The sequence below is a fragment of the Methylosinus sp. DMC45 genome, from assembly GCF_056313885.1.
In genome coordinates this window covers 1-13,079 of record NZ_JBQUZK010000026.1, presented here as the reverse complement: position 1 = coordinate 13,079, position 13,079 = coordinate 1, and the positions used below count along the sequence as shown (strand labels likewise).

11 protein-coding genes are annotated in these 13,079 nt (G+C 59.0%); 7 read left to right on the top strand and 4 right to left on the bottom strand.

All coding sequences use genetic code 11. The features are described from left to right. The first annotated feature begins 450 nt into the window (after positions 1–450). Together ACT53T_RS06610 and ACT53T_RS06605 are read left to right on the top strand one after the other, a co-directional pair. Entirely contained in the window at positions 451–933 is a 483-nt protein-coding gene (locus tag ACT53T_RS06610) for an ISAs1 family transposase (protein WP_476160608.1), read from the top strand. A 78-nt stretch (positions 934–1,011) separates the two neighbouring features. After that, a complete protein-coding gene (locus ACT53T_RS06605; RefSeq protein WP_476160607.1) occupies positions 1,012–1,560 on the top strand; it encodes an ISAs1 family transposase in 549 nt (182 codons plus the stop codon). Between the two features lie 143 nt (positions 1,561–1,703). Here ACT53T_RS06605 and ACT53T_RS06600 read toward each other — a convergent pair whose 3' ends face one another. Together ACT53T_RS06600 and ACT53T_RS06595 are read right to left on the bottom strand one after the other, a co-directional pair. Continuing rightward, a complete protein-coding gene (locus ACT53T_RS06600) occupies positions 1,704–2,603 on the bottom strand; it encodes a hypothetical protein (RefSeq protein WP_476160606.1) in 900 nt (299 codons plus the stop codon). A 4-nt stretch (positions 2,604–2,607) separates the two neighbouring features. After that, a complete protein-coding gene (locus ACT53T_RS06595; protein WP_476160605.1) occupies positions 2,608–3,888 on the bottom strand; it encodes an AAA family ATPase in 1,281 nt (426 codons plus the stop codon). 587 nt (positions 3,889–4,475) lie between these two features. Between ACT53T_RS06595 and ACT53T_RS06590 the strand changes: the two genes are divergently transcribed. The 5 genes from ACT53T_RS06590 (at position 4,476) to ACT53T_RS06570 (ending at position 11,868) form a co-directional block, all read left to right on the top strand. Next, entirely contained in the window at positions 4,476–5,312 is an 837-nt protein-coding gene (locus tag ACT53T_RS06590; protein WP_476160604.1) for a hypothetical protein, read from the top strand. Positions 5,313–5,378: 66 nt separating this feature from the next. After that, positions 5,379–6,404, top strand: coding sequence for a patatin-like phospholipase family protein (locus tag ACT53T_RS06585; protein WP_476160603.1), 1,026 nt, complete (start codon positions 5,379–5,381; stop codon positions 6,402–6,404). Between the two features lie 335 nt (positions 6,405–6,739). Next, positions 6,740–8,308, top strand: a complete 1,569-nt coding sequence (locus ACT53T_RS06580) for a hypothetical protein (protein ID WP_476160602.1) — start codon at positions 6,740–6,742, stop codon at positions 8,306–8,308. A 102-nt stretch (positions 8,309–8,410) separates the two neighbouring features. After that, positions 8,411–10,072 (top strand): hypothetical protein, encoded by a 1,662-nt coding sequence (locus tag ACT53T_RS06575; protein ID WP_476160601.1) that lies wholly within the window; start codon positions 8,411–8,413, stop codon positions 10,070–10,072. 53 nt (positions 10,073–10,125) lie between these two features. Further along, a complete protein-coding gene (locus ACT53T_RS06570) occupies positions 10,126–11,868 on the top strand; it encodes a C40 family peptidase (protein ID WP_476160600.1) in 1,743 nt (580 codons plus the stop codon). Positions 11,869–11,998: 130 nt separating this feature from the next. Here ACT53T_RS06570 and ACT53T_RS06565 read toward each other — a convergent pair whose 3' ends face one another. Next, entirely contained in the window at positions 11,999–12,256 is a 258-nt protein-coding gene (locus ACT53T_RS06565) for a FitA-like ribbon-helix-helix domain-containing protein (protein WP_476160599.1), read from the bottom strand. Between the two features lie 368 nt (positions 12,257–12,624). Then, the gene (locus ACT53T_RS06560; RefSeq protein WP_476160598.1) at positions 12,625–12,924 is read right to left on the bottom strand and encodes a hypothetical protein; all 300 of its coding nucleotides are present in this window, start codon (positions 12,922–12,924) and stop codon (positions 12,625–12,627) included. Positions 12,925–13,079 lie beyond the last annotated feature (155 nt).

The window sequence follows — 13,079 nt, the reverse complement described above, 5'->3', positions numbered from 1 at the left end:
CATGGCTGTCCCTCAGAAGAATCTCACATCCGAAAATCCTTCCGAACCCGAAGAATCAATGGGGTCGCAACGGCGCTTACACTTGGATTTATAATATTGACGTCAACTTTCGCCCTCGCCAGCGCGATTGGCTCGTCGTACACAAAGGCCGGCCTAACATCGTAATTTCCGGCAATAAAGGTCGTGAGCTAAAAAAGTGTCCGTTCTTCGTGAATCTGATCTATCGGCACTTTTTGTTAAGCAATAGTAGATGGTAAATATTTTATGTATTCGTATCTGGAAGTAATACCAACGCGCTTTCCAACATAGATGCTTTCCGAGTGAGGACGCATGTCGGGCCAGGGCTGTTCAACGCTCTCTACTCGGTTTGGTGAAGTGGTGTGATTTTTCGCTTTTCAAGCGTAGAGGTCTCTGAATCAATGGGGAGCAACCCGAATCGGAGGTTGCCCCGTGACGACGATCGATCTTGCATCCTGCCTTGCCGCCATTCCCGATCGGCGGCGCGCGGAAGGAAGGATTTACAATCAAGTCGGCGTCATCCTGTTCTCGATCCTCGCCATGCTGAGCGGCGCTCGGTCGTATTGGCAAATTCGCGCCCTGATCCGCGCCAGGCTTTCCTTGCTCAACGCGGCGTTTCCGGACGCGGCGCTGCGCCGGGCGCCGGCCTACACCTCCGTGCGCGGAATCCTGCGGCAGCTCGATCCGGACGAGCTCGAGAAGGCGTTCCGCCGTCATGCGGAAAGTCTCGACAGTTCCTGCGCGGGCGCGCCGTCCCGCTTCATCGCCATTGACGGAAAGACGCTGCGGCAGAGCTTCGACGCTTTCGCCGATCGCAAAGCGGCGCATGTGCTCAGCGCCTTCGCCGTCGACCATCGGATCATTCTCGCGCATGAGGTCATCGACAGAACGAGATCCCCGCCGCGCAGGCGCTGATCGCCGCCATGGGCTTGAAAGAGCGCGTCTTCACGCTCGACGCCATGCACTGCCAAAAAAACCTTCGAGATCGCCAAAGTGACCGGCAATGATCTCATCGTGCAGGTCAAAGGCAATCAGCCGGCCCTGTTGCGACACTGCGAGCATATCGCCGCGACGGCGGCTCCGATTGCCACGGCCGACAGCCGCGATCTGGCCCGAAGCCGCCAGGAGGACCGGCATGTCGAGGTCTACGCTCCCGGCGGCGTCCGCTGCGACGGCGAAAGGGGGACGTTGATCGCCGCGATCGTGCGCGTCACGCGCTCGACTTTGATCCGTTCCGCCGCTACGGGGATGTGGAAGCGACGGGAGGAAACCGCCTTCTATGCATCATCCGTCATGTTGCCCGCCGAAACCTTCGGACAAGCCATCCGCGGCCATTGGGCCGTGGAGAACGAAAACCATTGGGTTCGAGACGTGACCCTCGCCGAGGATGCGAGCCGCATCCGCGTCAATCCCGGCGTCATGGCCCGCCTGTGCTCGCAAGCCTTCAACATCGCCCGAGCAAACGGCGTCGAAAACATCGCCCGAGCCTTGTGGAGCGGCGCTATCGTTCCCGCCGTCACGCTCTCATATCGCGGCTTGTAAAGAGCATTGAACAGCCCTGCATGTCGGGCTCGCCTCATTAACGAACGATTCCGAGAAAGGGGTGCCATATTTCGACAAGTGGCCGGAGGAGTCCTGCCTAATACGCCGCGCCTCCGGATGAACACAGACGGCGGACGGTACGGTCACTCGTATCCTATGCCTAACCCTCGGGAGCTTGGATCAAGCAGCCGTTTTGCCAACATCTCCCGGCATGCCACATAGATTCGCCTTGCACCCGGTTGGTCCCGATCCCACAGCTTTTTGTATGCACGTAAACATGCTGCATGTGGGATCAGAGGATTTCGGATCTGGGCGACATATGTTTTATCCGCTGGCGAGTCTGTGCCATCGGCAATGGCGACAAGAGCTTTACCGAATCGTTCTATTGTCTCGGCGCGTTGGATGTGAAGCTGGTCACGGGCGTTGAGCTGGAAGAAATCAATAATCAGGGTCGCGCGAACGTGACGCGGCCCATTGGGTGCGACTGGACGAGCCACTGTGCCCGTAAAGGTGACAAGCTCTTCGGGGTCGTCGTCTCCATTTCCAATTGGATAAACCAAGTAGGCCATTTCGGCTGCAAGTGCCGCCAGATTGGTCGGATCATCGCACCGCTCGCCAGCTATCGGAAAGTAGGCACCCTTGCAGTCGGAGTTGCATATTTTACATGCGGCGGCATAGTTGCTAACATCATAGGCAAGCCAAAAGTAGCCGTTGGGCGATGGGTTGCCAAGTTCAACTGGGTAAGTTGCCGTTCCGAACGGCGGTTTCCACTCCCTGACTTCGCTCTTGGGGCGGAAGTGCTCAAGATCCATTTCGATGCGGCTCTCGTTTGGGCCGGTGAACGCACGCTCGCAGAATACGCACTTGTTCGATTGCAAAATCATGAAGGCCGGTTTGGCGCTCGACCAAATCGAACTTGTCTCCTCAAACCTGCCGAGCTTGAGGAGCTTTTGCGTTCGTTTCGACGCCTTCTTGAACCACGAAGGGTCCTCTTTTTCGATGTCGGCGCGTAATTTTTCGAAGTCAAATGTGTGACGGATCATGGATTCAGTTTGCTTTAGTGTTGCGGAGCCGCTCTAGCGGATCTGCCAACTGTTTGAGGAAGGCTTCCGCTGCGTCGATGTCGCCTTCCGGTTTTTCAGCTACTTTGGCCGCCAGCGCCGCCGTGCTCGCCCGTGCTCCGGCGGGACGTGCGCTCTCAAGCCCAAAATACGGACTCATCAATACCGCTTCAATGCTTCGGCCGTAAAGGGTCTCCTCCATTCTTTCCAGAGTAGGCTGCCCTGCCGGGTCGGTACCGGTTACAATCACGTTGCCAGATTGAACGGATGCGGCGACGAGTGGGCTGTGAGAAGTGAAAACAAATTGAAAGCGAGGGAAAGCACGTGCAAGGCGTCCTATCACGTCGCGTTGCCACGACGGATGCAGGTGTAAGTCAATTTCATCCACTAAAACAATACCCGTGATCTCGTTGAGTGCCTGCCCTTCGGCTACCGACACCATATGGCTTAGAAGATCCGATATCCAGCCGATGAAGGCTTTGTATCCGTCGGATAAGGCAGCAAATGGCGTTGGCACTCCCCCGAAATTGAACATATACTCTTCGCCCTCCATTGTGCTGGTGAACTGGATATTATCGGGCAGCGCCAGTCTCAAAAGCTCCAGCACCTCCGTCTTCCGGGACTCTGGTAGAGGCGGGAACCAGGATCGGAATGGGCGGAGGGCGATGTGGTCTTCGAATAAACTGGCGACGCGCTGGTAACGACGGCCACGTCGTTTATCTTCACTAGACAAGCTGAAGTCGCCACTTTCAACGCGCCGAGTAGCTCCGTATCCGACAACGAAAAACGCGGGTGAGAAATCGTCGTAGATGAGGTCTGAGATCGGATTCTCCGGCGTGGATTCCAGCGTCAGTTGGTCGATCTGGCTTCGTGGATTTGCTTTCAACCGAGCAAGGAACTCACGTGGATTGCGACCATTTCGTCCGGCGTTTCGGCCGGACTTCGTAGGCGGCAGGTACGGTTTTGTGGACTGCTCTGCTTTGTTTAGGACCCCCAGGAGCTTAAGCAGACTATTGCCGACGGTTCCGCCCTGGGCGTCGCGGCGGACGAGGCGATAGGCTACAAAACCTGCATTGATGAGGGCAGGAGCGAGCGCCGCTATTGCAATGGCTCGGAGAACCGTTGATTTTCCACCGCCATTGTCACCGAGTATGAGATTGATGTTCGGATGCTCAAGCGATACCTTAGTCCGGCCGGGGTAACAAAATTCGACTGCGGCCTTACCGAAGCATTTGAAGCCGTAGATCGATAGGGATTTCGCGTACATGGAATATGTGACCTCTGACGGAAAGCGCGAAGCTGCGCGTTCGCTGACACGGCTGAATTCGGCGTTGCCCGCAGGGGCGTGACCCCAATTGGAAAGGTATCAGCTTTTTGTCGCAAGCGGGCGTGTACCTTATCAGAAATCCTAGACTTCGGGATTGACCGGATCAACCTTAGAGACATCCGCGAGAGCCAACTCCATCAGGCGCGCAGTGTCGGCACTTGGGGCGAGCGGGATGACGCCAAGCTATCGTAAGTCAACGTCGGTCCCCAGCAATTCCGCTGGATACACCCTATTTTCGTAGGCCTTCGAACTTCTTTTTTCCTACGACGTACGACCGACGCCAAGCCCTTCGAACAGCATTGCCGACCGCGTCGAGGTCAGAGCAATCGCTCACTCCGCGATCGTCGGCCAGGAGAAGCCGTAATTTTCTAGCCATTTCGTCGCGAAAGCCGTATCCCTCCGGCGAGGGCTGTCTGGCTTGAAGCCGGGTGGCGCGGATTGAAGCTTGACCGGGAACTGGACTCTGCTTTCAATAGGGCCTTGTTGCAGATTGTCGTGGCTATCAGAAATTGCGACGAGGTCCGGTTATGCCCAAAACGGGAACGCCAGCAGCAATTGGTCTAGTCTGTTCAGTCGCTCTTTTTGTGGGCTCCACAAGCTCGGCTTGGGCGGAAGCACCAAAAAGCTGGCTCGACGCGGACAACATGCAAGTCGTCGGCTCCTCGTTCAAGGCTCTCGTCGTTTTGTTTGTTCTCGCGATCTTGATCGAATCCGCGCTGGCGGTGGTTTTTAGCTGGCGTCTCTATTTGTCCTTGTTCAACGGCCGCGGGATGAAGACTTTGGTCATGATCGCGGTCTCGGCCTTCGCAGTCTGGCTGTTCCAGATCGACGTCGTCACCACGCTGATGGCTACGTATGGCTTCAACAAGATTCCGAGCAACGACGCTCTGTTTTCGCAGGGATTGACTGCGCTAATTCTTGCGGGAGGCAGCGCGGGCGTCTACCGCCTCCTCGTGTCATTGGGATATCGCGATCCGAGAGCTGTTGAGGACGTCAGGCCAAAACCCAAGGACGACAAGGCCTGGATATCGATCACGGTCGAACGCGACCTGGCGGTCGGGCCGGTTTATGTGTCGGTGAGCGACGTGGGCGAAATGCCGGCGAAAGCGCCGCTGGATCAAATCGAGCCGACGTCTATCGCAGGAGTAATTTTCCCGGTCGGCGTGTGGCGAACGATCAAATCCATTTTTTTCCTGGACCAAAATCGGTTCCCTCAGGCTGGCGGCTACGAAGTTGATCCGAAGCGGGTCTATTCCGTTGCAGTAGTCGCGCATGACAAGGACGGAAAAAAGCTGCAATCGAGCATCGACGGACATTACACGTTTCCGACCAAGGCGATCGTCGATTTTCGCGTCAAGCTCTGAGGCACGCGCGAAGTCGGTCGGAGACACGATCATTTTGATCAAAGTGGATTTCGTGGGAGCAATGACATGGCGGTCGTGATCGATGGGGCGCAAAAGCGCATCGGCCTCGCCCTTTCCGGAGGCGGGTTTCGTGCGGCGGGCTTTCATCTCGGGGTGATGCGCAAGCTGCACGAGCTGAATTTGCTGGGAAAGATCGATCTGATTTCATGCGTCAGCGGGGGTAGCATCGCCGGCGGCGCAATGGCCGCGGGCTGGAGCGACCTTCCCGCGACGCTTGAGAGGCTGGAGCAATATTTGCAGACGAAGTCGATCGCGATATCGTCGGTGATCGGTGGGGTTTTCGATCCGTTTCATACGCGGCTCGACAAGCTCGCAGATTCCTACGATCGGGATTTGTTCGACAAGAAGACGCTCTCGCAATTGAAAAACGGCCCGCGCGTCTATTTCAACGCGACCAATCTCTCGACCGGAAACATGTTCTTCTTCGTCGCGGGAGAAGGAGGGAAGGAGGAAATGGGCGAGCACGAGCTCGGGGTCTTCGAGGCACCGGACTTTCCGATTGCGCGAGCAGTCGCAGCCTCTTCAGCGTTTCCGCCCGTGTTCCCACCGCTGCGTCTCGACGCCGCCGCCTATCCCTGCAAGGCAGTGGAATATGTCACGCTGTGCGACGGCGGCGTCTACGACAATATGGGAATCAATCCGCTGCTGCGCATGGAGCGTAACCGGATCGATTACATGATCGTCAGCGACGGCGGAAAGCCCTTCGCTAATGATGAACGCCCGACCGAATCCGGCGCCATCGTGCTCAAGGCGGCGATCGACATCATGATGGAGCAGATCCGCGGGCTCGAGTTCGATCGCATCGAGCACCGTTACAGCGCGAAGGCCGGCCCCAAGCCCCTGTGGTTCTCGATTGACAGTAAATTCGGCGAGCAGCAGGCGGGTGACGCGCGCTTCGCTTCCTCGATCGGCACAAATCTCGAGAAATTGACGAGCGAGGAGATTGCCGTCCTGACGCGTCACGGCGCGGCGCTCCTGTCCAAGCGCATCGCCGACCATGCCCCGGAATTGTTGCGCCCTCAGCCGAAGTGATTCGCGCTGGCGATATTCTTTCTTTTATAGCGTGAGAGACCATGACCAGTGTCTATCGTCCCCCGCCGACACGTAAAATTCGGGTTTACGCCTTCGATCCGCAGTCGGCGATCATGTATGGCGAGGCGCAATACGCTTTCGCCACGATCAATCTGCCCTGGGAGGAGCGTTGGGAGGAGCCACTCGGGATCGGCCCGGTCAATGATTATCTCGAGGTCGTCGACATCGACCCTGCAAGCGGACAATTCTACCGTCCTCTCGACCTCGACGATCGCCATCTGCTCGCGCAGAACGGATTGGCTCCCTCCGAGGGAAATCCGCAATTCCATCAGCAGATGGTCTTCGCCGTCGCAATGAAGGTGATCAAATTGTTCGAGCGCGCGCTCGGCCGCAAGCTGCTCTGGGCACCCGTATGGGATGAGAAGAAGGGAACCTACGAGGCGCTAAGGAAACTGCGTATCTATCCGCATGCTATGCGGGAGGCTAACGCCTACTATAGCTTTACAAAACATGCGCTGCTGTTCGGCTATTTCCGTAGCGCCGCCGATTCGGTTGGCGCGAACTGGGTGTTCACGGCCCTGTCTCATGACGTCATCGCGCATGAAACGACGCACGCCGCGCTCGACGGACTGCATCGCCGGTACAAAGAATCGACCAGCCTCGACAGTCTCGCTTTTCACGAGGCTTTCGCCGACATCGTCGCGCTCTTCTCGCATTTCACGCTCGACGAAGCGGTCCTCGCGCATATTCAGGAGCAAGGCGGCAAGCTCGACCGAAAAACGCTGCTGAGCGGTCTGGCGAAGCAATTCGCCGCCGCCACATCCGGCCGCAACTCGCTCCGGCAATATGTCGACATCGAACCGGACCCGACGCTTCTCGGCCGGACGACGGAATGTCACGATCGCGGCGCTATTCTCGTCGCCGCCGTCTTCGACGCTTTCTTGACGATCTACAAAGCCCGAACCGACGATCTGCTGCGCATCGGTAAGGTCGAGCGCAGTGAAAACAAGCGGCTCGACACCGAGCTGACGCGGCGGCTCGCGAAGGAAGCGATCAGGACGGCGGAGCAGATGCTCCAAATATGCATTCGCGCTCTGGACTACCTCCCTCCCGTCGACGTGCATTTCGGCGAGTTCCTGCGCGCGATCATCACAGCCGATGCCGATCTGGTGCCAAACGACGATCTGAATTATCGAATCGCTTTCGCGCAAGCCTTTCTGCGTCGCGGTATCGTCGCCGACGATTGTCTGTCGATCTCTCCCGAGAGCCTTATTTGGGACAGCCCAGAGCAGGCGTTGGGCCGCGAGGATCCGTTGTCGAAGGACTTCAACAAACTGACCCTCGATTTGGAGCCGCGCTTCAATCGCGAAGAGGTCGCGAAACATGCCGAAAGGCTCCGCTGGCAGGTCTGGAACTGGCTCGTGGGGAGCGGAGGAAGGGATCGGACGAGCGACGCTCTGTGGGAAGAGGCGCTAGGCGTCTATTTCACGCCACGAAGCGATGCCCCGAAATCCATCGCTCAAAAAGGTGAATTCAAGGTCGAAGTGCATAGCGTTCGCCTGACTCGTCGCACGGGTCCCGACGGTCAGGACCTGCGCCTGCTCGTAATTGAGGTCGCGCAGAGGCGGCGAGGCTATCTCGATGAGGAGCGACAGCGGCAAGCCGACGCGGGTGCGCTCACGGATGATGAAGACTTCAAGTTCCGCGGCGGCGCAACGATAATCGTCGACCTGCGCGAGAAAAAATTGCGCTACGTCATTCGTAAGCGCATTGACGACGGCGAAAGGCTGAAAAAGCAGCGCGAGTTTCTGGCGCGGCCAGTCGGCGCGGCTTTCACTTATGCGCCCGCTGCCGGCGACGCGAAGGTCGGAGAGCCTTTCGCCATGCTTCATCGTGGGGAGTGAGCGCTAGCGATGACACGAAAACCCCGGAAAGCGAACCCGAGAGCGAGCGAAAAATCGGGCCGAGCCAAAGCGAGCGGTAAGTCGAGCGAGGCTCGCGCGTCCGTGACGAAGCGACCGACGGCGGTGGAGAACAACCACTCGGCCTCTCGTGAGGGCGCGATTTCCATTCGGATGTATCGCGGCCTGCTCGGCGATTTCTTCTTCATTCAGCACATCGTCGGCGAGAAACGCTTCAAAATGCTGATCGATTGCGGGGTGCTGCAATTGATCGGCGCCCGCGAGACCAAGCCGACCACATCGCTCGGTAAGGAGCGCATTCGCCTCGGCGTGGCCGATCTCATGGAGGCTGTCGACGGCGAACTCGATCTCGTCGTCGTCACGCATGAACATTACGATCATCTCTCCGGCTATGTGCTGGCGAATGAGGCCTTCGTCCCACTGAAGATCGGCCGGCTGTGGACCGCCTGGACTGAAGATCGAAGCGACAAATTCGCGAATCGGTACCGCGACAAGAAGAGGCGCGCAGTCGCCGCTCTGGCTGCGCTCGCCGGCAATGCGGCGCTCGATGCGGACGAGATGTCGACGGTGCGCAATCTGATGCAGTTCCACGGCGACACGAGCGGCGAAGACGATGCGCTCGGGTTGGCGAGAGACGACGGCGACGGGTTGGCCGGCAATGCGAGCTGCGAAGCCGTCATCGAATGGCTGACGCGGCGGGCCGGCTCGGACAATGTTTCCTATTTGAAGCCGGGCGAGCGCCAGGTATGGGGCGTCGACGGCGCCTTGCGCGCTTATGTGCTCGGCCCGCCGCGCGACGACGAGCGCCTGCGTAATCTCGATCCGTCTAGCGGCTCTGCGCGCGAAGTGTATCTCACGCGCGGCGAGGACGTCGAATCGGTCGCCAGCCTCGCGGCGATCCACGGCCACGGGGCGAGCGAAAAGGATCTCGTGGCCCAGCCGTTTGGTCCGTTGCACCGGCGCAGATATGTACCGCACGGCGATGGGCAGAGCGAAACCGATGAGAAGACGCGGGACGATCCGATCGTGCGTCTATATGAGAGAAGTGACAAGAAGCAGCAAAGGATCGACACGGAGTGGCTCGGCGGCGTCGAAACCTTGGCGCTCAAGATCGATGGCGACGTCAACAACACCTCGCTCGCACTCGCCCTCGAGCTGCCGGGAAAGGAAATACTCCTGTTCGCGGCGGATGCGCAGGTCGGCAATTGGCTATCTTGGGGCGATCGGGATTATCCGGCCGACGACAGCGAGCGTGTGCGAATCTCGATTGATGGGCTGCTATCGCGCGTCGTCCTCTATAAAGTGGGCCACCATGCGAGCCACAATGCGACGCTGCGCGAGCGCGGACTTGAGCTGATGGTCGATCCCCGGCTCTGCGCCATGATTCCAGTCGTGGAGGCGGTCGCCTCGGAGCAGAAGACGAACCGGGCGCCGAAGGGCTGGCCGATGCCCTACCACGACCTGCATGAGCGACTCCGTGAGCTGACGAAGGATCGTATCGTCCGAGGCGACGGCGTCGTATCCGCTGAAACGAAGGCCTTCGAAAATTCGATTTTCGAACTGAGCTATGGAGAGAACGTGGGAGAGGACGATCCGCTCTGGGTCGAGCTGACGCTGGCGTATGGAACGCAGGCGTCCTCGTCTGGCGCAGCTGTTACGACGCCGACGCGGCAGCGAACGCTGGGGCGCGGAGCGCGCGCCGGGGGAACTCGTGCGCGAACTCACGTCTCCGGCATCGATGAATGACATGCCGCGAGAGCGGCGGATTTTAAAAGCCAATAAGTTTAAGAGGGCGCAAAATGTCGGGTCGGCTGGGCAATGACATCATCGATCTCGCGCGGACGCGGTTGAAGCAGCGTTACGTGTTCGGCGCAAAAGTTCCGAAGAACAATCCGAACTGGCAGGGTCCTTGGGACTGCGCCGAATTCGTCTCCTGGTGCGTGTTTCAGGCCTATGGGTTGGCGTTCGGCCTCCGCCCGAGGCGCGCGGATCGTGGCGACGCCTATTCGGGCTATTGGTACGAGGACGCGGGTGAGCCTGGCGTCGGAATCGCCTGGGAAGACGCGCTGAAGATTCCAGGCGCCATTCTCGTTCGCCGCCCGCGGCCCAAGCTGGTCGGCCATGTATCGATCTCGGTCGGCGACGGCGCGCATACGATCGAGGCGCGCGGCGCAAAATTCGGCGTGGACGAGTTCAGCGGCGCTCACGAGCGCCCCTGGGACATCGGCGTGCTGCTCCCCGGCGTCGACTACGACGGCGTGGGCGAGCCCGGCGATGTCGAGCACGAACCCGATTTCGATCCGCCGCCGCAGAAAATTCCGAAGAACTTCTTCGCGCTCCAATCGCCGCATCTCGCCGGACCGCCGGTGCTTGCGATCCAGCATGCAGCCGCGGGGTTAGGCTACGATCCCGGGCCTTTCGATGGCGACTTCGGGCCGCTCACGGAGGCGGCCATCGCTTCTTTCCAGGCCAGCGAAGGGCTTGAGTTGGACGGCATCGTCGGACCGCAGACCGCGGGCGCGCTCGGCCTCGGCTTTCCGATCGTACCCTCGCCCGCGATTACGAATGAGTGGAACGGCTTGGTAAGCAAGTCGAAGCAGCCCGCTCCGCCGCCGCGGGACCATGGGCCGCCCGGCGGTGGCGGCACGCGAACCATCGATCGATTCGTCAGGAAGGGATCGAAATATTACGCCGCCTTCAAAGATGGAACGACGATCTTCATCGGGTCGGAAGTCTCCTATTCCGACGACATGCATCGCACCGGCCTCTATCAGGACAGGAGCCTCTCAGAAATAAAGGACATAGGCGTTTACCGTCCGTCCGATCATCTCGCCGCTCATGGGCCCTGGGCGCATTTCATCTCACCGACGATCGAGGGAGAGAGCGCGGGCTATTTCGGCCGCGTGAACAGCTATGATCGCGCTGCCTTCACCTTCGGTGGCCCGCAATTCGCGGCGCATACGCCGGACCTCAACCTTATCGTGCTGATGCGCAGGCTGCTCGCGCTGCCGAGCGCGCGGAACTACTTTCCCGAATTGTCGCTAAAGAACGGCAAGGTGGCGCTCGACATGCCGGGAACGGAAACAGTCAATCTCGAGACCGAGACCGTTTTCACGCGCCCCAATGGCAAACAGGAGAAGCAATTGCGCGCCTTCATGGAATATCTCAATCCAGATCCGGCAAGCGTTGGCTCGGAGGAACTTTCGGCCGCCGCCCGGCTCATGCTCTGGACTAAGGATGATTCCGCGGCGCGAGACGCGCAAATCGCGACGCTGGTCGAGAGAGCGCGAAGCCTTCTCGCGACGGCGAAGCGCAAGACGCCAAATTTCAAGGGCGATGACTGGCGCAGCGCGATCTGGGTCTTCGACATATTGTATCAGGGCCGCGGAGGATATTCCGCGATCAATATCGCGCTGGACGCCAATGATCCGCTTGAGGCGCTCTCACAAATCGGAGGATCGTATGTGGAGCGGCGCAAGACGATAAGGGCTGAAGTCGCGAAACTGGACGCCAGCGGAGTGCTTGCCGGTTTCGTGGTTTAGCGGCGAACCTCGGAATGCCGATTCCCGTAGAGAACTTGGCCCTTGGTGCATCGCTCCAGCCTAAGGAGAAGATTGCACCATCAAACCCTGGGCAGAGACGACTTGGTATCGAGGAGGATGACTGCGTCGCTCATGAGAACGATGGCGGTTCGCGGATCGGGCCGCGCGCGGGAAGTTCTAGCTCCACGTCGCCGATAGCGGAGCGGCCGTGTTCGGCCGCGCGCATGTGTAAGCGGCGCTTCAAATCGTCGTCCAGATTGCGGATTGTGATGCTTGCCATGACAGCCTCCAGAATGGCGTCGTCAGCAAAATAGGCAATGATTGTAATGCATTCAAGTTTGACGTTGCCGGATGGATCGCGTGACGTGAATTTCGCCGGACGTTCCACGTGGACCTTTTCTGGCCTCGCCAGCAAGGGGAGCGAAGCAGAAGCTCCGACCGCCCAACGATCCTTGATAGGGAGCGTTGCGGCTGTTGCGGAATAATCGAAATTGCACGGATGTGTTCGGCACCGCCAGCGTCAAAGACGTCTCGTCGGCGGCGATGATATCGACTTCGAGCGCCTCGTTAGGGCGGTCTATGTCTGTGAGAGTTATTCGTCCTTCCATGATGGATGCTCCCAAAACGAATTTTTGAAATTGATCAACGGCGAGCGCGCTGCTGGTCGGGAAATGTCGGCTCCGATGCGCCTCGATGTGAGGGTGATGGCGCAAGCGCAATGAGCCGCTGTAGCCGGCTTACCCAGAACGCGATCGACTAATTGTCCGTCCGCCGCAGCCTCACGTTTTCCAACGCCTCTCGTATCATTTCATCGACCGCGAAGCGGACATTGCTCTCGAGCGCGTCGAGTCCGTCTCTGCCGATCAGATAGAGAGCGTCGTCGACGTGCGATTCGAGGAAGTAGCGGGAGATGATCGGCGGGTCGAAACCTGCACCTCTCGATCTCGCTCTGATGCTCGCTGTCGCAGCGTCACGTAGCGCGCGAGCAAACTGCTCGCGTGTGCTCAACAAAATCGTCGCCAAAGAGACGGCGTGACCCAGATGCTTCTCACGCATATTCGGACTCTCGGTCGGTTACGGACTCGTCCCCTCTGCCGCGCGGGCGCTTCCCTTCCTCGAACCAGCGGCGACCATTTGTAGAGTATACTCCGTAGATAAATAGAGCGCCGGGAGACCGGCAAGGAGTAGTCGGTGCAAGTCCGATACGATGA